Below are 21,312 nucleotides of genomic sequence, written 5' to 3'. Positions count from 1 at the left end.
GTGTTGACAAAAGCAACAAAAGAACAAAAATCCCTTGTGAAAAACAGAGGGGCGGAGCTTGTTGTTGATTGCTTAGCGGAGCAAGGTGTCACACATGTATTTGGCATTCCAGGTGCAAAAATTGATGCGGTTTTTGACGCTTTACAAGATAAAGGGCCTGAAATTATCGTTGCCCGGCATGAACAAAATGCAGCATTTATGGCGCAAGCAGTCGGCCGTTTAACTGGAAAACCGGGAGTCGTGTTAGTCACATCAGGACCAGGTGCTTCTAACTTGGCAACAGGATTGCTGACAGCAAACACTGAAGGTGACCCTGTCGTTGCGCTTGCTGGGAACGTGATCCGTGCAGATCGTTTAAAACGGACACATCAATCTTTGGATAATGCGGCGCTATTTCAGCCGATTACAAAATACAGTGTAGAAGTTCAAGATGTAAAAAATATACCGGAAGCTGTTACAAATGCATTTAGAATAGCGTCAGCAGGTCAGGCTGGGGCCGCTTTTGTGAGCTTTCCGCAAGATGTTGTGAATGAAGTCACAAATACAAAAAGCGTGCGTGCTGTCGAAGCGCCAAAACTTGGTCCTGCACCGGATGCTGCAATCAGTGCGGCCATTGCAAAAATCCAAACAGCGAAGCTTCCTGTCGTTTTAGTCGGCATGAAGGGCGGAAGACCGGAAGCGATTAAAGCGGTTCGCAAGCTTTTGAAAAAGGTTCAGCTTCCATTCGTCGAAACATATCAAGCTGCCGGTACTCTTACGAGAGATTTAGAAGATCAGTATTTTGGCCGTATCGGTTTGTTCCGTAACCAGCCTGGCGATTTGCTGATTGAGCAGGCTGATGTTGTTTTGACAATCGGTTATGACCCAATTGAATACGATCCGAAATTCTGGAATGTCAATGGTGACCGGACAATCATCCATTTAGATGAAATCCTAGCTGACATTGATCATGCTTACCAGCCGGAACTTGAATTGATCGGTGACATTCCGTCCACGATCAATCATATCGAACATGATGCTGTGAAAGTGGAATTTGCTGAACGTGAGCAGAAAATCCTTTCTGATTTAAAACAATATATGCATGAGGGTGAGCAGGTGCCTGCAGATTGGAAATCAGACAGAGTGCATCCTCTTGAAATCGTTAAAGAATTGCGAAACGCAGTCGATGATCATGTTACAGTGACTTGCGATATCGGTTCACATGCGATTTGGATGTCACGTTATTTCCGCAGCTATGAGCCATTAACATTAATGATTAGTAACGGTATGCAAACACTCGGCGTTGCACTTCCTTGGGCAATCGGCGCTTCATTGGTGAAACCGGGAGAAAAAGTGGTATCAGTCTCTGGTGACGGCGGTTTCTTATTCTCAGCAATGGAATTAGAGACAGCAGTTCGTTTAAAAGCACCAATTGTACACATTGTATGGAACGACAGCACATATGACATGGTTGCATTCCAGCAATTGAAAAAATATAACCGTACATCTGCGGTCGATTTCGGAAATATCGATATCGTGAAATATGCGGAAAGCTTCGGAGCAACTGGCTTGCGCGTAGAATCACCAGACCAGCTGGCAGATGTTCTTCGTCAAGGTATGAACGCGGAGGGTCCTGTTATCATAGATGTCCCGGTTGACTACAGTGATAACATTAATTTAGCAAGTGACAAGCTTCCGAAAGAATTCGGAGAACTCATGAAAACGAAAGCTCTCTAGCACTCTGCGCATCACGACACTGTTTGATGAACAGCACTAAACAAAAGGAGTGAAGGGAATTATGAAACGCGAAAGCAACATTCAAGTGCTCAGCCGGGGCCAAAAAGATCAGCCTGTGAGCCAGATTTATCAAGTATCAACAATGACTTCTCTATTAGACGGAGTATATGACGGGGATTTTGAACTGTCAGAGATTCCGAAATACGGAGACTTCGGTATCGGAACCTTTAACAAGCTTGACGGAGAGCTGATTGGATTTGACGGCGAATTTTACCGTCTCCGTTCAGACGGAACTGCCACACCGGTCCAAAACGGGGACCGTTCTCCGTTCTGTTCATTTACGTTCTTTACACCGGACATGACGCACAAAATTGATGCGAAAATGACACGTGAAGAATTTGAAAAAGAGATCAACAGCATTCTGCCAAGCAAAAACTTATTTTATGCAATCCGCATTGACGGATTGTTTAAAAAAGTGCAGACAAGAACAGTAGAACTGCAAGAAAAACCTTACGTGCCGATGGTTGAAGCGGTCAAAACGCAGCCGATTTTCAACTTCGACAACGTGAGAGGGACGATTGTAGGCTTCCTGACACCAGCTTATGCTAACGGAATCGCCGTATCTGGCTATCACCTGCACTTCATTGACGAAGGACGCAATTCAGGCGGACACGTTTTTGACTATGTGCTTGAGGATTGCACGGTTACGATTTCTCAAAAAATGAACATGAATCTCAGACTTCCGAATACAGCGGATTTCTTTAATGCGAATCTGGATAACCCTGATTTTGCTAAAGATATCGAAACAACTGAAGGAAGCCCTGAATAAAGGAAAAAAGAAAGCCTTTCTGTGCAGGGCTTTCTTTTTTATTTGGCTCTTTTCCTGATTTTAGATAAAATAACGACAAAAGGGTAAAGGTGTGGTCTGATGAAAATATTGGTTTTAGCAGTTCATCCTCATATGGAAACCTCAGTTGTTAATAAGGCGTGGGTAGAGGAATTAGGTAAACATGACAATATCACAGTACGGGAGCTTTATAAGGAATACCCGGATGAAGCGATAGATGTTGCGAAGGAGCAGCAGCTGTGTGAGCAATACGACCGGATTGTCTTCCAATTTCCGTTTTATTGGTACAGCTCTCCGCCGCTCTTAAAAAAATGGCAGGATCTTGTGCTGACTTACGGCTGGGCCTTTGGTTCAAAGGGAAACGCTTTGCATGGCAAGGAGCTGGTGCTGGCTGTTTCAACAGGGAGCGAAGCGGAAAAATATCAAGCTGGCGGAGCAAATCATTACTCGATTAGTGAGCTTTTGAAACCATTTCAGGCCACGAGCAATCTGATCGGCACGAAATACCTGCCTCCATATGTGTTCTATGGCGTGAACTATGCAACTGCAGAGGATATTTCCCTCAGTGCAAAACGGCTAGCCGAATACATCCAGCAGCCTTTCGCTTAAAAGAAAAGCCCTGTCCAGCATGCGGCAGGGCTTTTCTATAATTAAAAATCCGGCAGCTCTGACAGATTATTTTCCTTTATGCCGTCCGGTTCACTTCGCAAAATATCACGTCCGTATTTATGGAAGACATCAACATGAGCGAGTTTTCCCGCTTGTGCTTCTGACAGCGCAGTGGGATAGTCGAGCTCTCTTCCTGTGTTCGTTTTCACTGCGATAATATTGTCATCCTCATTTCTTCTGACTGCAATAATTTCTTCTTGTCCAGATGGAACAGCTTGCTGTTCGCCGTTTGTTTGCTGAGCCTTATACGATTCATATGCTGCTTCAAATTGATCCATATCTACACCTCCATTATTTAACGTGAACAAAAATGTCGATGATCATGTATGGTTTCGACATGGCATACGACAATATTTCCTGAGAAATATCGCGGGGATGTGACAAATCAATTCATAATAAAAGGGATTCCGCATAGACACGGAATCCCTTTCAGTTATTTTGTCATGTGTAAATCCTTTGTTTTCATATAGCCTGTCGCTCCGCCGTAATCAACGAATACCCAATCAAAATCAAAACCGCCTTTTTTCGTTTTACTCCAGCCTAAAAAAGAAACGCTTGTGTTTGCTGGAAGAGTCTTGATGCTTTTACCTTCAGCGGATGTATATACTTTTGTTTTTGTTTTGGTTTTTACTGTTGTAGCAGCTTTTACAATGTAATGAGTGGAGACAAAGCCTGTTTTGCCATTATTATAATGAACCTTTGCCCAGTCAGCGTTTGCGAAGGAAATCAGCTTTAAGCTGTCGCCCAAGTGCAGCGTATCGGCTTTATGACTTGATGGGGAAGCCTTCGTTCTGACATTTAGGGCCTCTGCTGACACCAAATAAGAATCAATCGGATAGCTGTATAAATCATCAATGCTTACAGTTGTTTCTGGCTGTTGTGCATGGATCGTGCTTGCGGTCCCGGCAGAAGCCGCAGTCATTCCGGCTGCAAGTGTTAGAGTTGATAATATTTTTGTTGTTTTGTTCATTTCGTTCCTCTCCTCACGTAAGAGAAATAAATTCATTCCTATATCTCTATTCACGTTTTTACAGAGTCCTAAACATAAAAAAGGATCAGATAAAGATCTGATCCGTGGCAATTATTTTTGTGTTTCTAGTTTGAGAGGTGCAGATATGGATTTCTTCACTTTTTTCCCATGCAAAATATCATCGGCTGCTTCTGTAGCCAGTTTACCGATCAATTCAGGCTGCTGGGCGACGGTGGCTGAGAGCTTTCCGTCTTTAATGGAAGCGAGCGCATCTTTATTGCCGTCAAAACCGATCACTAAAATATCTTTTCCTGAGCTGTTAATTGCTTCGAGAGCACCGAGCGCCATTTCATCATTGTGAGCAAAAACAGCTTGGATATCCGGATGTCCCTGCAGCAGGTTTTCCATGACAGTCAGGCCTTTGGTGCGGTCAAAGTCAGCTGATTGCTTTGTGACAACGTCAAGCTTTTCATCTGCGATGTTATGAAATCCTGAGCCGCGTTCTCGTGTGGCAGATGCGCCGGGCATGCCTTCAAGCTCTGCCACCTTTGCTCCTTTTCCAAGTTTGTCAGCAATGAATTCTGCGGCCATTTCACCGCCTTTGACATTATCAGAAGCAACGAGAGTTTCAACTTTTCCTTGTTCGGCGGAACGATCGATTGTTACGACGGGCACACCGACTGAGTTTGCAGATTCTACTGCCGTTGAGATCGCCGAGGAATCAGTCGGGTTGATTAACAATGCATCGACACCTTGCTGAATTAAGTCTTCTACATCACTCGTCTGTTTTGATGAATCATTTTGTGCATCGACAATGATGACTTTCATTCCCCGTTTTTCAGCTTCTTTTTCGATACCCTTTTTTAATGAGACAAAAAAGGGATTGTTAAGCGTTGAGACGGACAAGCCGATGGTGAATTCCTTTTTGTTACCCGAGTTTGACGGCTTTGCCCATTGGGGAGGCTCAAGCGAACAGGCAGTTAATAAAAACAATGATAACGTTAAAATGACGGATACAGCCTTTTTCATATGAAAAACCCTCCTATGCTGACTTCTTGCGATCTAATAATACCGCAATTAAGATGACAATCCCTTTGACAACCAGCTGATAAAACGATGAGACGCCAAGCAGGTTGAGTCCGTTATTAAGTGTGCCGATGATCAGCACCCCGATTAACGTGCCGACAATGCGTCCGCGGCCACCGGAAAGACTTGTTCCACCTAAGACGACCGCTGCGATAGCATCCAGTTCGTACGATTCCCCGGCAGTCGGCTGTGCTGAATGCAGGCGAGAAGTCAATATGGCGCCGGCAAGGGCGGATAAAAGCCCGGCTAAAGAATAGATCATCACTTTCACGCGCGTCACTTTAATGCCTGAAATGAGCGCGGCTTTTTCATTGCCTCCGATTGCGTACGTTCGGCGTCCGAACGGTGTTTTATGAAGAAGCACCCAAAGGATGACAAAGGCAAGAACCATCGTAATTGCAGGTACAGGAATGCCTAAAAAGTAACCGCGCCCGAACAACTGAAAAGCGTAGTTTGTGCCAAGTCCGGTAATCGGATTTCCGTCTGTATACACAAGCGTCAGTCCGCGAAACACAGTCATGGTCGCAAGCGTGGCAATAAAGGGCGCCATTTTTCCTTTTGTGATCAATAGTCCGTTGATCATGCCGAGTACGCCACCAATGATACAGCCCAGGATAATCGCAAGAACCGGATCGACACCAGATACAATCATTCCCGCAACTAAAGCGCTGGACAGGGCAAGAATAGCGCCGACAGAAAGATCAATGCCGCCTGTTAAAATCACAAAGGTCATGCCGAACGCGATTAATCCGTTAATGGCGACCTGGCGAAGCAGGTTTAAAATATTCAGCGGTTCAAGAAAGCTGGGATTTAAAATAGATACAATGATAACGAGAATAAATAAACCGAGAAACGGGCCGAGCTTTTGCATGACTCCGTCGAAATGGATCCGTTTTTGTTCTGTTTGCAGTTGTTCCGTTTTCATATTACCGCCCTCCCGTGGCAAGTGTCATAATTCGTTCTTGTGTTGCTTCCTTCGCATCGATTTCTCCGCTGATTCTGCCTTCATGGACAACGATAATGCGATCGCTCATTCCGAGAATTTCCGGCAGCTCTGATGACACCATAATGATGGCGACGCCGCGTTCTGTCAGCTCATTCATCAGCGAATAAATCTCCCGTTTGGCGCCGACATCCACACCTCTGGTCGGCTCATCCAAGATGAGCACTTTCGGCCCGATGCCGATCCACTTGGCAATCACCACTTTTTGCTGGTTGCCTCCTGATAAATGGCGTGCATGCGTTTCAGATGATGCCGTTTTGATGGTCAGGCGTTTGATTAACAGATCGACAAATTCAGCTTCCCGTTTGTGATCAATGAGGCCCTTTGGAGAAAAACTGGACAAATTGGGCAGAGCAATATTCTCGCGAATTGATGTGTCGAGCAGCAGCCCTTCATCTTTGCGGTTCTCTGTGATAAAGCCGAGCCCTTTTTTCACCGCATCCTGCGGGTTCTTAATGGACGTCTTTTTTCCCGCGATCCATATCTCACCTGAGTTCAGCCTGTCAACGCCGAACAGCGCTCTCATGATTTCTGTCCGGCCGGCTCCCATCAATCCGGAAACACCAACGATTTCACCGGAACGAACATAAAAGCTAACATCTTCAAAACGTCCTTTGACAGAGGCGTTTTTCACCTCGAAAATTTTGTCACCGAGAGAAGGAGTGCGTGTCGGATATCGTTCAGTCAGCTCGCGGCCGACCATTTTTTTGACGACTTCATCAAAATCGGTTTCTGAGATGTTTGTTGTATCTACGGTTTTTCCATCACGCATGATGGTGATTCTGTCGCAAATCGCAAAAATTTCTTCCATGCGGTGCGAAATGTATACAATGGAGACGCCGTTCTTTTTTAACGCTGTAATGACCTCAAATAGCTTGCTGATTTCACGTTCCGTCAACGCTGCTGTCGGTTCATCCATAATGATTACCTCGGCATTGGTCATGAGCGCTTTTGCGATTTCGATCATTTGCTGCTGTCCGACGGAACACTCGCCCGCTTCTTGATCAAGAGAAAGAGAGACAGACAGTTTGTCAAATTGCTCTTTTGCTAGCGCTTTCATTTTTCTCGTTTGTAGAACACCCAGCTTAGAGGATATCTCTTTTCCGATAAATAGATTCTCAAGAACGGTCATTTCCGGCCAGATATTCAATTCCTGATGGATAAAAGCGATTCCATGCTTTTCCGCTTCCTTCGGATTGGAAAAATACGTTTCGTTTCCGTTTATGCTGATTTGCCCTTTATCCGATTTATGCAGGCCTGTCAGAATGTTCATAAGCGTGGACTTGCCAGCGCCGTTTTCTCCCATTAATGCGTGAACCTCACCGGGCACGAGCTGAAAGGAAACGCCTGACAGCACTTGGTTTTTTCCGAATGCTTTATAAATGTCTTTCATTTCAATCTGCATGTCCCATCCTCCTTTCTAGAAAAGCACACCCGCTTGCAGGATACAGTTGGCATATGGTGTGAATTCACCGGTTCTTATAATTGCTTTTGCTTCTTTTGTCAGCAGCTTAAATTCTTCGTGAGAAAGGTATTCAATCTTCTGCTCTGAAAAAAGATTCTCTAGAAATCTCGCATTCTCCTGATTAGAAGCTTTTATTTCAGATGCAGCAATGACTTTTTCGACGACCATCTCGTCTGCGAGCACTGCCGTTGTATCCTGGAAAGCCGGGAGACCCGGCTTCAGTGAAAGATCAATTTTCAAAACGCCGTCAGGAACGGGCAGCCCCGCATCCGCGATGACAATTTTATCAGTGTGACCAAGATCGGCTAAAAGCTTGGCAAGATGGCTGTTCAGTATACCGTGTTTTTTCATGACAGCAGCTCCTCTACTTCTTTTCTTGTCGGCATTCCGCCTTGGGCGCCGAAGGAACAGACAGAAAGGGAAGCGGCACGGTTGGCAAACCGCAATGCAGCTTCAATGTCTTTTCCCTCCGCCAGAGCAACGGCGAAGGCTGCGTTAAACGTATCACCGGCTCCGGTAGTATCAACAGGCTCAACAGGGAAGGACGGGATGAGCCGCTCTTTGCTGCCTGCTGAATAGCGGACGCCTTGTTTTCCTTCCGTAATAAAGAGCTTCGCCGGGTAAAGCGCCAAGGCCTCAGAAACGGTAAGCCTAGGGAATAAGATCGACGCCTCGTGTTCATTCGGCGTGAGATAGGTGGCGTGATCAATTGTTTCCTGCTTCAGCGGGCGGGCCGGTGCCGGGTTGAGCATGATCGGGATATCGTGAGAATGGCAGTATCTGCACACCTCATCAACCGTTTCCTCCGGGATTTCCTGCTGAATCAGGACCATATCGATCTTTTCAATCTGTTCAAGCGCGTCAATCGCATAAGATGGGGTGATGTCATCGTTCGCACCTTTGACGACGACAATGCTGTTATCACCTTCAGCAAGCACAATGTGGGCGGTTCCGCTTTCTTTATGTGTAACCGGTTCCATATAATCGGTGCGAACGCCGTTTGCTTTTAAATTATCCAAAATGGCTGTTCCATAATGATCGTCTCCGACCTTGCCAACCATAAACACGTGGGCGCCAAGTCTTGCAGCAGCAACGGCCTGATTTGCTCCTTTACCGCCCGGCACAGTCTGAAACGACGTGCCAAGTACTGTTTCACCGGCTTTTGGGCGTTTGTCCGAGGTGACCACTAAATCCATAGAACAGCTTCCAATCACACAAATATTACGCATCATGATCTTCCTTTCTTGTCGTCTTTCTTCCTATATAGGTGACGGGCATTTGAATCGCCGTTTCTGTCAACGGCTGTTTTTTGATGATACGCAAAAGCAGTTTGGCTGCTTCTTTGCCCATGTCATATGCAGGCTGTTTAATTGTAGACAGAGGCGGGAACAGCAGCTCGCTTTGCGGAATGTCATCATATCCGATAATTTGAATATCCTCCGGCACGTTTTTTCCGCGCCGCAATGCTTCATGTAAAACCGCAGCGGCTTGAATATCATTACTCGCTATCACACCGTCTGTCTCAGGATATGAGGCAAACAGTTCCTTCGCCATCGATTGCGCATCCTTGAAAGAAAATGAAGCCGTCTCGATGACTTGAAAATCAACTTCGGCCTGCTGTAAGACCTCCAAAGCGCCGTTAAAGCGGTCTTGAGCGGTCGGCAGGTGAGCGGGGCCTCTCAAGAGCGTAATGCGCTTGCTTCTTCCGTGAATGATGGCTTCGGCAGCTAATTTTCCTCCTGTATGGCCGTCACTGGACACAGAAGGAGCGCCTTCAGGTGTTCTGTCCAGAAAAACGACAGGGTGATTCATGCCGCTGTATTCATCAAGATCCGGGTAATTCGTTGCGGCAATAATGCCAGCGACATGATTTTGTTTAAAGGTTTGAAGGTACTCAAGTTCTTTTTTTAATTCCTCGTCACTGTTGCCGAAAATAAGGCGATAGCCTTCCCGGTTCAATTCATCCTCCGCACCGCGGGCAAGCTGGGGGAAGAAAGGGTTTGTGATATCCGGGAGCAAAAGCCCGATCAGCCGGGATTCTCTTTTATAAAGAGATCTGGCGACTTCATTCGGGTAATAGTTCAGCTTCTCCATCGCCGCTACGACACGCGTTCGCGTTTCTTCATGTACATAGCCGTTGTCATTCAGGACGCGGGATACCGTCGCAACAGAAACGCCCGCCGCTCCGGCGACATCTTTAATTGTAGCCAAAACAGCTCCTCCTTGTTTGTGTAACCGTTTACATAGATAGATTATCATGAGCATTCCGAAGTTGGCAATAAAAATATCAAAAGAAATCTAACTGTAAATTGTATATATAATTGAGAAATTTAAGGTTTTCGCTCTTTTTTTGACAAAGTCTTCACAATTCTGGATGAAGATTTCTTGAACAAATATTAAGTTTTATTAAAATTGTTTCAAAGTCATGCGTTTAGACCTGTAAATGAGGAGAAACAGAAAAGACTATCCGCCCAGAAAATGTTTAATTATGTTAGAGAAATCGGACCCGGATGTTTAGCGTTTTCATGAATGATCCCATTAGTCATTTTGGTATGGGCCTAATATTGCCGCTTCCATGCAGAAAGGGTGACATTATGACCTTGTCCTTAAGAAACAGGAAAAAAATATTTTGTGTTCATAAGAACCGGAAACACGCATTATAGCAGGAAAAGCTTGATATCATAGGCTGAAAAAAAGATTGATTTGAAATACATATTAAATGCAAACACCGAGGTGTGACTATACGTCCAGAAGGATATCAAGAGAAAAATGAAAGCGCATTCCTTTTGTTTTTTTAAAAAAGAGATAAGGTGTAAGTCCTGCCTTTTTCCAAAAATAGAAAACAGTTTGTGGGTACAAAATCTCTTTCAAAAGAGAAGTTTGGCTTAGTGGATTAGGGGAGATTATGTTACATAATGCCGATTGAGAATTCATAGTGATTCTATATACTGATGAATGAATTTACAACAATATAGAAGGAGATGTCGAAAAGCAATGTGGTTACTCATTATAGCCTGTGCTGTCATACTGGTCATCGGAATATTAGAAAAACGACGACATCAGAAAAACATTGATGCCCTCCCTGTTCGAGTGAATATTAACGGCATCCGAGGGAAATCGACTGTGACAAGGCTGACAACCGGAATATTAATAGAAGCCGGTTACAAGACTGTTGGAAAAACAACAGGAACAGACGCAAGAATGATTTACTGGGATACACCGGAGGAAAAGCCGATTAAACGGAAACCTCAGGGACCGAATATCGGAGAGCAAAAAGAAGTCATGAAAGAAACAGTAGAAAGAGGGGCTAATGCGATTGTCAGTGAATGCATGGCTGTTAACCCGGATTATCAAATTATCTTTCAGGAAGAACTTCTGCAAGCCAATATCGGCGTGATCGTTAACGTTTTAGAAGACCATATGGATGTCATGGGGCCTACGCTCGATGAAATTGCGGAAGCGTTTACTGCTACAATTCCTTATAATGGCCATCTTGTTATTACAGATAGTGAATATACCGAGTTCTTTAAACAAAAAGCAAAAGAACGAAACACAAAAGTCATCATTGCTGATAACTCAAAAATTACAGATGAATATTTGCGTAAATTTGAATACATGGTATTCCCTGATAACGCTTCTCTGGCACTGGGTGTGGCTCAAGCACTCGGCATTGACGAAGAAACAGCGTTTAAAGGAATGCTGAATGCGCCGCCAGATCCGGGAGCAATGAGAATTCTTCCGCTGATCAGTCCGAGCGAGCCTGGGCACTTTGTTAATGGGTTTGCCGCAAACGACGCTTCTTCTACTTTGAATATATGGAAACGTGTAAAAGAAATCGGTTACCCGACCGATGATCCGATCATCATTATGAACTGCCGCGCAGACCGTGTCGATCGGACACAGCAATTCGCAAATGACGTATTGCCTTATATTGAAGCAAGTGAACTGATCTTAATTGGTGAAACAACAGAACCGATCGTAAAAGCCTACGAAGAAGGCAAAATTCCTGCAGACAAACTGCATGATCTAGAGTACAAGTCAACAGAAGAAATTATGGAATTGTTAAAGAAAAGAATGCACAACCGTGTCATATATGGCGTCGGCAATATTCATGGTGCCGCAGAGCCTTTAATTGAAAAAATCCACGAATACAAGGTTAAGCAGCTCGTAAGCTAGGAGGAAATGCAGACATGTTCGGATCAGATTTATACATTGCACTAATTTTAGGTGTACTACTCAGTTTGATTTTTGCAGAAAAAACAGGAATCGTGCCGGCAGGACTTGTTGTACCGGGGTATTTAGGACTTGTGTTTAATCAGCCGGTCTTTATTTTACTCGTTTTGTTAGTGAGCTTGCTCACTTATGTCATTGTGAAATATGGTTTATCCAAATTTATGATTTTATACGGGCGCAGAAAATTCGCTGCCATGCTGATAACAGGGATTGTCCTGAAAATTGCGTTTGATTTTCTATACCCGATTGTACCATTTGAAATCGCAGAATTTCGAGGAATCGGCATCATCGTGCCAGGTTTAATTGCCAATACCATTCAGAAACAAGGATTAACCATTACGTTCGGAAGCACGCTGCTATTGAGCGGAGCGACCTTTGCTATCATGTTTGTTTACTACTTAATTTAATGTAAGGTGTGTCAAACGATGAAAAAAGAACTGAGCTTTCATGAAAAGCTGCTAAAGCTGACAAAACAGCAAAAAAAGAAAACCAATAAGCACGTATTTATCGCCATTCCGATCGTTTTTGTCCTCATGTTCGCTTTTATGTGGGCTGGAAAAGCAGAAACGCCAAAGGTCAAAACGTATTCTGACGACGTTCTCTCAGCCTCGTTTGTCGGTGATATTATGATGGGCCGCTATGTTGAAAAAGTAACGGATCAAAAAGGGGCAGACAGTATTTTTCAATATGTTGAACCGATTTTTAAAGCCTCGGATTATGTAGCAGGAAACTTCGAAAACCCGGTAACCTATAAAAAGAATTATAAACAAGCAGATAAAGAAATTCATCTGCAGACGAATAAGGAATCAGTGCAAGTCTTAAAAGATATGAACTTCACGGTTCTCAACAGCGCAAACAACCACGCAATGGATTACGGCGCTCAGGGGATGAAAGATACACTTGGAGAATTTGCAAAACAAGATCTGGATATCGTTGGAGCAGGATACAGCTTAAGCGATGCGAAAAAGAATATTTCGTACCAGGAAGTCAATGGGGTAACGATTGCCACGCTCGGCTTTACAGATGTGTCCGGAAAAGGCTTCGCGGCTAAAAAGAATACGCCGGGCGTGCTGCCCGCAGATCCTGAAATCTTTATTCCTATGATTTCAGAAGCGAAAAAACATGCGGACATCGTCGTTGTGCAGTCACATTGGGGACAAGAGTATGACAACGATCCAAACGACCGTCAGCGCCAGCTTGCAAGAGCCATGTCTGATGCGGGAGCTGATATCATCGTCGGCCATCACCCGCACGTACTGGAACCGATTGAAGTGTATAACGGAACCGTCATTTTCTACAGCCTCGGCAACTTTGTCTTTGACCAAGGCTGGACGAGAACGAGAGACAGTGCACTGGTTCAGTATCACCTGAAGAAAAACGGAACAGGCCACTTCGAAGTGACGCCGATTGATATCCATGAAGCGACGCCTGCACCGGTCAAAAAAGACAGCCTCAAACAGAAAACAATTATTCGTGAACTGACAAAAGACTCTAATTTCGCATGGAAAGTAGAAGACGGAAAACTGATGTTTGATGTTGATCATAGCGACAAACTAAAATCTAAATAATCGGAGTGATAAAGATGAAATTTGTCAAAGCTAGCTGGCCGTTTGTTGCCGTAGCCATTGTGTTCATGTTTATGTCAGCTTTTAAATTCAATGATCAGCTGACAGATCAGGAAAAACAGAAGATTAATACGGAAATGCATAAAATCCAACAGCAGGAAGAACCGGTAAACGCCAATAAATAATTCGAAAAAGAGAGTGTCTGATGAGACATTCTCTTTTTATTTGCCCAGCATATTCATTCTGTAAAAATTTCAAAAAGTTTCTTAACATATTCAAAAAAATACCGATGTTAAAACTGCAAAAAGAGGAGGAGATAATAAAAGTGAACACACTGGCAAACTGGAAGAAGTTTTTGCTTGTGGCGGTTATCATTTGTTTTTTGGTTCCAATTATGACAAAAGCGGAGATTGCGGAGGCTGATACATCATCTGAATTGATCGTCAGCGAAGCAAAAAAACTGCTTGGGTATCAGTATAAATACGGCGGTGAAACGGCGAGAGAGGGATTCGATCCTTCGGGATTGATTCAATATGTTTTCAGTAAGGCTGATATTCATCTGCCGAGATCTGTGAACGACCAGTATAAAGTCGGAACGGCCGTAAAGCCGGAAGACCTGAAGCCGGGGGATATTTTATTTTTCAAAAAAGAGGGAAGCACCGGGACTGCTCCGACACACGTCGCTCTTTACATCGGAGACGGCCAAATGATTCACAGTACGTTATCAAAAGGGGTTATCGTCACCAATTACACAAAAAGCAGCTATTGGAGCGGATCTTATATCGGGGCGAGACGAATCGCAGCCGATCCGGCCACGGCTGATGTTCCTGTCGTTGAGGAGGCCGAAAAATATATCGGCATTCCATATGTGTTTGGCGGAAGCACACCGTCAGAAGGCTTTGATTGCTCAGGGCTCGTGCAATATGTGTTTCAACAGGCACTCGGCATATATCTGCCGCGATCAGCCGAACAGCAGTGGGCAGTGGGTGAGAAGGTGGCGCCTCAGAACATAAAGCCTGGTGATGTTGTCTATTTCAGCAATACGTACAAAACGGGAATTTCACATGCAGGCATTTATGCTGGCGGGGGAAGATTTATTCAGGCAAGCCGTTCAGAAAAAGTAACCATTTCCTACTTGTCAGAGGATTACTGGAAATCGAAGATGACAGGCATTCGCCGATTTGACAACCTGACAATTCCAAAAGAAAATCCGATCGTATCCGAAGCTACGCTTTATATCGGAGAAGTTCCTTACAAAAAAGGCGGAGCGTCTCCAGAGACTGGGTTTGATACAGCTGGTTTTGTCCAGTATGTGTACCAGAAAGCAGCGGGTATTTCCCTGCCTCGATACGCAACAAGCCAATACAAAGCCGGAACTAAGATTGCGAAGGCGGACATGAAGCCGGGAGACATTGTGTTCTTCCAATCAACAAGCTTAAATCCCGCCATCTATATTGGAAACGGACAAGTTGTTCATGTCACATTATCAAACGGTGTGACCATCACCAATATGAACACAAGCACGTATTGGAAAGATAAATATGCGGGAAGTGTACGGGTGCAATAAAAGACAAAGACTCCAGAATCTCTGGAGTCTTCAGCGTGTCGACAAACCCTCGCATTCGTTGTCAAGTCTGCGCGTCGGTGCTCACGAATTAGAACATTCGCTCCGCTCCAGTTCACCTTTCCTAGACTTCAAGGGTTTTCAATCACGCTGAAAAAATGACAAAATCCTAAAACTAAAACCGTTTTAGGATTTTGTCAACAATTTGAAGACTCCAGAATCTCTGGAGTCTTTTCTTTATGCATATTGGCCGGAAAGAAGCTGGTCAATAAAGTAAGCCACACCATTTTCGTCATTGCTCTTTGTGACAAAGGTGCTTTTTTCTTTTAATTCATCGATTGCATTTTCCATGGCGATACGGTGTCCTGCGACTTCAAACATGGACAAATCGTTCGGACTGTCGCCGATCGCATAAATATCCTGTGTTTCAATTCCGTATATTTCAGCCAGCTCTGTCAGCGCGCGTCCTTTACCTGAAGAGGCCGGCAGGATTTCGATAATATGTTTTCCGGAAGAGGTTTGTGCCAGTTTTTTATGATGCTTCAGCTCTTCCTTCGCTTGTTTCAGCTTGTCCATGTCAAAGGAGAAGCAAAGCAGCTTATAAATGTTTTCGCTGCCGTCAAAAACCGATTCGATATGAGGGATCGGTTTAATGCCAAACTGCTTAAACTGAGTCATGGCTCCCTGCCACAATTCATCCGTCTTTTCGTTTGGATTTGCGCTTTTTAGAATATCAAGCTCTGCATGCAGCTTAGCTTCGCCGTCAAAAGGAGAGAGCAGATGGTCATCTGTATATACCTCAAAGTAAATATTTTTTGAGAGTAAGTAATCAGCGATCGCTTTACCGGCCTCCTGATCCATTAATGTCCGGCTGATCAAACGGTAACCCGTGTCGTGGATCGTTCCGCCATTTGCCGCAATGATCGGGATGTCCAAGTCATCCAGCAGCGCTTTTACATCAAATGTTGCTCTTCCCGTGCAAATGGTGACGAGGATGCCGGCATCAACGGCCCGTTTGATAGCCGCTCTGTTTTCAGCAGAAATGACGCTTTCTTTATTCAGTAATGTACCGTCTAAATCAATCGCAATTAATTTCATATGTAGGGGGAACCTCCTTAAAAATGAAGCTGCTTCGTGTAGTATGTTCAGCTTTCCTTAGAAACATAAACCATATAAATCAAGGCTAAACGTTACTTTGATAATTTTCAACAAGGAAATATGTAAAAACGGGATGGCGTAATCGCCATCCCGTTTATTATACACCTAAATCGTTTTGCAGCTCTTCTTTGACTTCCTGCAGTTTTGTATCGTTTAACTTGAAATAGTAAACACCGGCAGGTTCATAATCATAACCCGTCAGCTGAATAGACTCAACTGATTTCAATGAAGTGATGAACGGGAACAGGCCAATGGCATCTTTAAGAGATAAGTTCATTTTCAGATTTTGTCCCATCGTATCCACAATATCATCATAAGCCGGAATTGAGCTAAGTGATTTTGATTTATCAATAATGGCGCTCAGCACTTCCATTTGTCTTTGTCCGCGTAAAAGGTCACTGTCTGCTTTACGTGTTCTTACGTAAGCAAGCGCTTCTTCTCCATCAAGCGTATGTGTTCCTTTTTGAAGAACCACTTTTCCTTTTGTATCTTTTTTGATTTGCTGAATGACTTTATCGCTTTTTACCGTTACTTTGACGCCGTTCAGCTCATTTACGACATCTTCAAAAGCTGTGAAATTGCTTTCTACGACATAATCAACTGGAATATCCAGCATTTCCTCAACTGTTTTCACAGTGAGGTCAACGCCGCCGTAGGCATGAGCATGTGTAAATTTATCGTAGCCGTGGCCTGGGATGTTGACATAGGCATCACGCGGAATGCTCAGCATTTTGGCTGTTTTTTCTTTCCGGTTAAATGTAACCAGCACATTCGCATCACTTCTTGCCTGATCGACACTCTCGCCGTTTTCCTCTCTGGCATCAATTCCTAAGAGCAATACAGAGAAAGAATCTTTACCGGGATCAAATTCTTTAATCCGTTTTACTGATTGTTCTCCGCGTGCAAGGCTGACGTGAGCTTCTTTAGAAGCATTATTCAGCTTTACATAAGCATAGGCGCCGACAGAGCCTGCCGCAATGACAAGAAAAGCCATCAAACCGGCAACGATTTTCACCCATTTTCTAAGTCGTCTCTTTTTCTTTCTGCGCTGTGATCGTTCCTCCATATCAATACCTCTCGTTCCTTTAATATTTGAAGCGTACCATTCATTTTGTCATAGGGCAACTCACCGAAAGACATTTTTCGATAAAAATTCCTATATTTATAAGTTCTTGTTCTTGAAAATTGAAATTTATAATGTGCTGAATCACCTTATATTGGACGCCGCAAGAGGGAAAATGTTTCGGCTCTATTGAAAAAAATGCAAGTAAATGATTGGAAACTTGTGATCTGCAAGAATGAAAAGGTTTAATGGCCGGAAAAAGAGGCTAAAAGATTTCTAAAAAACGCCACAGACACAGAATGATGGCAGCTGATGGAGAAAGGGAGTCATTTTTATGAAAAAGCAGTCAAATATATGGCTTTATTTTTTCGGCGCTCTGGGAGGCGCATTATACGGCTATGATACCGGAGTGATTTCCGGAGCTATTTTATTTATGAAAAAGGATTTAGGCTTGAACGCCTTTACGGAAGGACTTGTTGTCAGCTCCTTATTGGTTGGGGCGATATTAGGCTCAGGAGCGGCTGGCAAGCTGACTGACCGTTTCGGCAGAAAAAAAGCAATTATGGCGGCCGCGCTGCTGTTTTGTATAGGAGGTCTGGGTGTGGCGCTCGCCCCGAATACAGGAGTCATGGTGCTGTTTCGCATCATTTTGGGACTTGCAGTCGGAACATCGACGACCATCGTACCGCTCTATTTATCTGAACTGGCTCCAAAACAAAAACGCGGGGCGCTGTCATCCCTGAATCAGTTGATGATCACGGTCGGCATCCTTCTTTCTTACATTGTCAATTACATATTTGCTGATGCCGAAGCGTGGCGCTGGATGCTTGGATTGGCTGCTGTGCCGTCGCTGCTCTTGCTCATTGGCATTTTGTTTATGCCGGAGAGCCCGCGCTGGCTGTTCACGAACGGCGAAGAGGGCAAAGCGAAGAAGATTCTTGAAAAATTGCGTGGCACAAAAGATATTGATCAGGAAATACATGATATTCAAGAAGCGGAAAAGCAGGATGAAGGAGGCCTGAAGGAGCTGTTCGATCCTTGGGTGCGTCCCGCGCTGATTGCCGGCTTGGGACTGGCGTTTCTGCAGCAATTTATCGGAACAAATACGATCATCTATTATGCGCCAAAGACCTTTACAAACGTCGGATTCGGAAACTCCGCTTCGATTTTAGGAACGGTCGGAATCGGCACAGTCAATGTTCTCATGACATTAGTAGCGATAAAAATCATAGACAAGATCGGGAGAAAGCCGCTATTGTTATTCGGGAATGCCGGGATGGTGATCAGCTTGATCGTTCTCGCACTGGTGAATCTCTTTTTCGATAACACTCCGGCTGCCTCATGGACGACAGTCATTTGTTTAGGTGTGTTTATCGTTGTTTTTGCGGTCAGCTGGGGCCCGGTTGTCTGGGTGATGCTTCCTGAATTATTCCCGCTCCATGTCAGAGGAATCGGAACCGGGGTATCCACCTTGATGCTGCACGTTGGGACACTGATTGTTTCATTAACCTATCCAATATTAATGGAAGCGATCGGCATCAGTTATTTATTCCTGATTTATGCCGCGATCGGTATTATGGCGTTCTTATTTGTCCGGTTTAAAGTGACAGAGACGAAGGGAAAAAGCCTTGAAGAAATTGAGCAGGATTTAAGGGACAAAAACGGACAGGGAGGATCGGCTGGAAAACAGCAGACTGTCGGAACATAAAAAAGGGTGCGCGATCATGCACACCCTTTTGATTGCTCATCTTCCGACTGTGCCAAAGTTAATGATTTTGAAAGAAATATCGTATTTAAAATCAGCCTCAGAAAATATTTCATCCCAATGTCCTTTTACTTTATTCCAGTATTCAGGGTATTGAATTCGGATGTAGTCGGATAAAAAGACCGGATCGGTTTTATACTCATGCTGCAGTTTATCCATAATCCTCTTTACATCGCGTTCAAGCTTTTTCTCAAAAATGTTCTCAAGCCTGTGCAAATAGCTTTTACTAAAGGAGTTTTCATTCGGATTTTGGTCTTCTGTCAGGATACCCTTTGTGTTGACAGAAATCTGAAAGACAGGCTTTCCGTTTTCAATGGCCGGCTTGATTTTAGATTTCGACCTTTTAATCTCAAACGTAATCGGATGTCCTTTATCTGTCGTCGGCATGACGCCGCCCTGGATCGTCCCCATGACCCATGTCAGTGTCTGGGTTTCATCAGCTGAAAGAAATCCAACGAGTTTATTACTGCCGCTTTTGATAATGCCTGCCCCGTCATACTTTGCTTTTCCCTTTTGGTTTTTCACGGCTTGAATGAGAAAACTGTAGCCATTTTGGCAATAGATAGAAGCCCTGCCGATGCGCAGCGGCAGCATAATCTTCCCGTTATACCCGCTGTTATTGGTTAGATCAATCAGCTTTTCGGAAGGCATCGGCAGCTGCTGCTTCGGACTTCCTTTCGTAAAAATATCTCCGGCTTTCCCTCTGGCTGCCATCAAATAGCTGCTGCGCCGCAGTTCATCATCCCGGATAAAATGGTTGAAGACCTGATCTACGTTTTGATTCCTCATGAGTGTTTCTCCCAGAAGAATGACTTTTAAATGGTCGCTATAGATAGGAGGGTCTTTAATGGATACATCACTGACTGCTTCTAGAATGGTTTTCCCGTGGGATGTCACATTGACAAATTCGGGTTTTCCGGATGCTTGGCTGTCTTCACTTTGGGGAAGGAGGTTTTGATACGTTAATTTATACTGATGGTCATCAGTTTCATCGATAGCAAGCCCTCTGGCGAAAGACAGTTTTTCAATATTTTTGACATCCCAGCATCCGCAGAGCATCTGCAGCATCAGAACCATTGCTGCAAGCTTCATCATTGTCTTCATTGCAGCTGATCCCTCCCCAGTTTTTTCTGTACCCAGCTTAAAAACCAGATAAGAAATGGTATTGCAATGACACCAAGAAACACATATCCGAGAAGTGTACCGTAATAAAACACGGCATTAAGATCTTCAGGAAACATTGATAGGAAAAACGTAACAGCCAGCAATGCAGCAAGCAGCCACGGATTGTTTTTATTTTTCAGGTGAAAGATATCTGTTAATCCAATATGCGCCCCCTTAAAGGAGCCGAGCATACATGCAAATTGCTGGGCTGTCCAGGTTAACTGTAAAAACAGGTCAAATCGTTCAATAAAAATCCCCGGGATTTCTAATGCGTGAATGAGTGAAATGGTCGGCCACGTCACTGTTTTTGCCTCAGCCACGCTCATACAGCCAATGACCATAAACAAAGTAATGCTATAGAAAACAGTCGTGGTTGCAATGCCCAAAGCGACAGCTTTTTTTACCTGCTTTGGATCTTTCATAAAGGGAACGAGATAAAAAATAATTTCAAATCCTGAAAAATATAAAAGGGTTTTAGGAAATAAATGAAAAAAACTTTGATAACCGCCTTCAAATACGGGCCGGATAAAATCTAATTGAAATAAACGAAAGCTGAACATCAGAAGCATAAGGAAAATAATAATAGTGACAGGAAAGATATACGCATATACCTTCGCAATGGGGTAAACGCCCCCGGCCACATGATAGATGGCAACCGCCAGAAAAATAATCACGACAACCGCCATCGGCGTGTTTTTTAAAAGAAAGAATCCGACAACCTCACCCAAAACCCGCGTTTGAAAGCATACGATACCGATAAAATAAAGGGAAATAAATAAATTCAAAAAGAAACCGATAAATTTTCCGGCTGCAATACTGTTGAGCTCAAAAATCGTTTTCCCTCTGTTTCGTTGAAGAAAAGGCAAAAAAAGCAGGGCGAAAATAATAAAAATAACACCCTGCAGCAGGATCATGATCCATCCGCTCGGACTGTCGGTTTCAGCGGCTGAGCGGGGAAGGGTTAAGACACCGGCACCGATCATTGTACTGCTTACCATAATAAGCGTCTGCATAAATGTAAGCTTGTCCTCTGATTGCATCATA

The 21,312-nt window shown here is 44.1% G+C and carries 21 protein-coding genes; 9 read left to right on the top strand and 12 right to left on the bottom strand.

The features are described 5' to 3' along the window. Window positions 1–3: 3 nt before the first annotated feature. The 3 genes from alsS to BSI_RS19385 all read left to right on the top strand — a co-directional run bounded on the left by alsS (window position 4) and on the right by BSI_RS19385 (window position 3,172). Window positions 4–1,716: an acetolactate synthase AlsS gene (alsS, locus tag BSI_RS19375; protein WP_032731662.1), complete on the top strand. Its 1,713-nt coding sequence runs from the start codon at window positions 4–6 to the stop codon at window positions 1,714–1,716. 61 nt (window positions 1,717–1,777) lie between these two features. After that, window positions 1,778–2,545: an acetolactate decarboxylase gene (gene budA / locus BSI_RS19380; RefSeq protein WP_003235587.1), complete on the top strand. Its 768-nt coding sequence runs from the start codon at window positions 1,778–1,780 to the stop codon at window positions 2,543–2,545. A gap of 99 nt (window positions 2,546–2,644) precedes the next feature. Next, window positions 2,645–3,172 (top strand): NAD(P)H-dependent oxidoreductase, encoded by a 528-nt coding sequence (locus BSI_RS19385; RefSeq protein WP_003235586.1) that lies wholly within the window; start codon window positions 2,645–2,647, stop codon window positions 3,170–3,172. A 41-nt stretch (window positions 3,173–3,213) separates the two neighbouring features. Here the strand turns inward: BSI_RS19385 and BSI_RS19390 are convergent, their stop codons facing one another. From BSI_RS19390 to BSI_RS19425, 8 genes are all read right to left on the bottom strand, one after another. Then, window positions 3,214–3,510, bottom strand: coding sequence for a DUF3892 domain-containing protein (locus tag BSI_RS19390; RefSeq protein WP_003235584.1), 297 nt, complete (start codon window positions 3,508–3,510; stop codon window positions 3,214–3,216). 155 nt (window positions 3,511–3,665) lie between these two features. Continuing rightward, window positions 3,666–4,202, bottom strand: coding sequence for an SH3 domain-containing protein (locus BSI_RS19395; RefSeq protein ID WP_003235582.1), 537 nt, complete (start codon window positions 4,200–4,202; stop codon window positions 3,666–3,668). A gap of 111 nt (window positions 4,203–4,313) precedes the next feature. Continuing rightward, window positions 4,314–5,231 carry a ribose ABC transporter substrate-binding protein RbsB gene (gene rbsB, locus BSI_RS19400; protein WP_003235580.1) on the bottom strand — a complete coding sequence of 306 codons (918 nt, stop codon included), beginning with the start codon at window positions 5,229–5,231 and terminating at the stop codon, window positions 4,314–4,316. Window positions 5,232–5,244: 13 nt separating this feature from the next. After that, on the bottom strand, window positions 5,245–6,213 hold the full coding sequence (gene rbsC, locus BSI_RS19405) for a ribose ABC transporter permease RbsC (RefSeq protein ID WP_003235578.1): 969 nt from the start codon (window positions 6,211–6,213) through the stop codon (window positions 5,245–5,247). 1 nt (window position 6,214) lies between these two features. Further along, window positions 6,215–7,696, bottom strand: a complete 1,482-nt coding sequence (gene rbsA / locus BSI_RS19410; RefSeq protein ID WP_003235576.1) for a ribose ABC transporter ATP-binding protein RbsA — start codon at window positions 7,694–7,696, stop codon at window positions 6,215–6,217. A gap of 15 nt (window positions 7,697–7,711) precedes the next feature. Then, entirely contained in the window at window positions 7,712–8,107 is a 396-nt protein-coding gene (gene rbsD, locus BSI_RS19415) for a D-ribose pyranase (RefSeq protein WP_003235574.1), read from the bottom strand. Then, entirely contained in the window at window positions 8,104–8,985 is an 882-nt protein-coding gene (gene rbsK, locus BSI_RS19420) for a ribokinase (RefSeq protein WP_032731661.1), read from the bottom strand. Before rbsK ends, rbsD begins: the two co-directional genes overlap by 4 nt. Next, a complete protein-coding gene (locus BSI_RS19425) occupies window positions 8,978–9,967 on the bottom strand; it encodes a LacI family DNA-binding transcriptional regulator (RefSeq protein ID WP_003235569.1) in 990 nt (329 codons plus the stop codon). Before BSI_RS19425 ends, rbsK begins: the two co-directional genes overlap by 8 nt. A gap of 783 nt (window positions 9,968–10,750) precedes the next feature. Here BSI_RS19425 and pgsB point away from each other — a divergent pair. From pgsB to pgdS, 5 genes are all read left to right on the top strand, one after another. Continuing rightward, complete coding sequence (pgsB, locus tag BSI_RS19430; RefSeq protein WP_003219593.1) at window positions 10,751–11,932, top strand: poly-gamma-glutamate synthase PgsB; 1,182 nt, start codon at window positions 10,751–10,753, stop codon at window positions 11,930–11,932. A 14-nt stretch (window positions 11,933–11,946) separates the two neighbouring features. After that, window positions 11,947–12,396 carry a poly-gamma-glutamate biosynthesis protein PgsC gene (gene pgsC / locus BSI_RS19435; protein ID WP_003227889.1) on the top strand — a complete coding sequence of 150 codons (450 nt, stop codon included), beginning with the start codon at window positions 11,947–11,949 and terminating at the stop codon, window positions 12,394–12,396. 18 nt (window positions 12,397–12,414) lie between these two features. Continuing rightward, the gene (pgsA, locus tag BSI_RS19440) at window positions 12,415–13,557 is read left to right on the top strand and encodes a capsular polyglutamate synthetase PgsA (protein WP_003235565.1); all 1,143 of its coding nucleotides are present in this window, start codon (window positions 12,415–12,417) and stop codon (window positions 13,555–13,557) included. 14 nt (window positions 13,558–13,571) lie between these two features. Next, entirely contained in the window at window positions 13,572–13,739 is a 168-nt protein-coding gene (gene edmS, locus BSI_RS19445) for an extrachromosomal elements maintenance protein EdmS (protein ID WP_003235563.1), read from the top strand. 140 nt (window positions 13,740–13,879) lie between these two features. After that, on the top strand, window positions 13,880–15,121 hold the full coding sequence (gene pgdS / locus BSI_RS19450; protein ID WP_032731809.1) for a gamma-DL-glutamyl hydrolase: 1,242 nt from the start codon (window positions 13,880–13,882) through the stop codon (window positions 15,119–15,121). Window positions 15,122–15,355: 234 nt separating this feature from the next. Here the strand turns inward: pgdS and ywtE are convergent, their stop codons facing one another. Together ywtE and tagT are read right to left on the bottom strand one after the other, a co-directional pair. Beyond that, on the bottom strand, window positions 15,356–16,216 hold the full coding sequence (gene ywtE, locus BSI_RS19455) for a 5-amino-6-(5-phospho-D-ribitylamino)uracil phosphatase YwtE (RefSeq protein ID WP_003235559.1): 861 nt from the start codon (window positions 16,214–16,216) through the stop codon (window positions 15,356–15,358). A gap of 157 nt (window positions 16,217–16,373) precedes the next feature. Then, the gene (gene tagT / locus BSI_RS19460; RefSeq protein ID WP_003235557.1) at window positions 16,374–17,342 is read right to left on the bottom strand and encodes a polyisoprenyl-teichoic acid--peptidoglycan teichoic acid transferase TagT; all 969 of its coding nucleotides are present in this window, start codon (window positions 17,340–17,342) and stop codon (window positions 16,374–16,376) included. A 331-nt stretch (window positions 17,343–17,673) separates the two neighbouring features. Here tagT and BSI_RS19465 point away from each other — a divergent pair, with 331 nt between their 5' ends. Beyond that, window positions 17,674–19,047, top strand: coding sequence for a sugar porter family MFS transporter (locus BSI_RS19465; protein ID WP_003235555.1), 1,374 nt, complete (start codon window positions 17,674–17,676; stop codon window positions 19,045–19,047). A gap of 36 nt (window positions 19,048–19,083) precedes the next feature. On the opposite strand, the gene gerBC is transcribed toward BSI_RS19465, so the two are convergent. Both gerBC and gerBB read right to left on the bottom strand, forming a co-directional pair. Continuing rightward, the gene (gerBC, locus tag BSI_RS19470; RefSeq protein WP_003235553.1) at window positions 19,084–20,208 is read right to left on the bottom strand and encodes a spore germination protein GerBC; all 1,125 of its coding nucleotides are present in this window, start codon (window positions 20,206–20,208) and stop codon (window positions 19,084–19,086) included. Further along, window positions 20,205–21,311: a spore germination protein GerBB gene (gerBB, locus tag BSI_RS19475; RefSeq protein ID WP_032731660.1), complete on the bottom strand. Its 1,107-nt coding sequence runs from the start codon at window positions 21,309–21,311 to the stop codon at window positions 20,205–20,207. Before gerBB ends, gerBC begins: the two co-directional genes overlap by 4 nt. Window position 21,312 lies beyond the last annotated feature (1 nt).

The organism is Bacillus inaquosorum KCTC 13429, assembly GCF_000332645.1.
Lineage (GTDB): Bacteria > Bacillota > Bacilli > Bacillales > Bacillaceae > Bacillus > Bacillus inaquosorum.
This window is presented reverse-complemented; position numbering and strand designations above follow the sequence as displayed.

Coding starts and splice junctions, on each gene's coding strand:
- budA (WP_003235587.1), top strand. CDS start 1,778: ATGAAACGCGAAAGCAACATTCAAGTGCTCAGCCGGGGCCAAAAAGAT.
- BSI_RS19385 (WP_003235586.1), top strand. CDS start 2,645: ATGAAAATATTGGTTTTAGCAGTTCATCCTCATATGGAAACCTCAGTT.
- BSI_RS19390 (WP_003235584.1), bottom strand. CDS start 3,510: ATGGATCAATTTGAAGCAGCATATGAATCGTATAAGGCTCAGCAAACA.
- BSI_RS19395 (WP_003235582.1), bottom strand. CDS start 4,202: ATGAACAAAACAACAAAAATATTATCAACTCTAACACTTGCAGCCGGA.
- rbsB (WP_003235580.1), bottom strand. CDS start 5,231: ATGAAAAAGGCTGTATCCGTCATTTTAACGTTATCATTGTTTTTATTA.
- rbsC (WP_003235578.1), bottom strand. CDS start 6,213: ATGAAAACGGAACAACTGCAAACAGAACAAAAACGGATCCATTTCGAC.
- rbsA (WP_003235576.1), bottom strand. CDS start 7,696: ATGCAGATTGAAATGAAAGACATTTATAAAGCATTCGGAAAAAACCAA.
- rbsD (WP_003235574.1), bottom strand. CDS start 8,107: ATGAAAAAACACGGTATACTGAACAGCCATCTTGCCAAGCTTTTAGCC.
- rbsK (WP_032731661.1), bottom strand. CDS start 8,985: ATGCGTAATATTTGTGTGATTGGAAGCTGTTCTATGGATTTAGTGGTC.
- pgsB (WP_003219593.1), top strand. CDS start 10,751: ATGTGGTTACTCATTATAGCCTGTGCTGTCATACTGGTCATCGGAATA.
- pgsC (WP_003227889.1), top strand. CDS start 11,947: ATGTTCGGATCAGATTTATACATTGCACTAATTTTAGGTGTACTACTC.
- pgsA (WP_003235565.1), top strand. CDS start 12,415: ATGAAAAAAGAACTGAGCTTTCATGAAAAGCTGCTAAAGCTGACAAAA.
- edmS (WP_003235563.1), top strand. CDS start 13,572: ATGAAATTTGTCAAAGCTAGCTGGCCGTTTGTTGCCGTAGCCATTGTG.
- ywtE (WP_003235559.1), bottom strand. CDS start 16,216: ATGAAATTAATTGCGATTGATTTAGACGGTACATTACTGAATAAAGAA.
- tagT (WP_003235557.1), bottom strand. CDS start 17,342: ATGGAGGAACGATCACAGCGCAGAAAGAAAAAGAGACGACTTAGAAAA.
- BSI_RS19465 (WP_003235555.1), top strand. CDS start 17,674: ATGAAAAAGCAGTCAAATATATGGCTTTATTTTTTCGGCGCTCTGGGA.
- gerBC (WP_003235553.1), bottom strand. CDS start 20,208: ATGAAGACAATGATGAAGCTTGCAGCAATGGTTCTGATGCTGCAGATG.
- gerBB (WP_032731660.1), bottom strand. CDS start 21,311: ATGATGCAATCAGAGGACAAGCTTACATTTATGCAGACGCTTATTATG.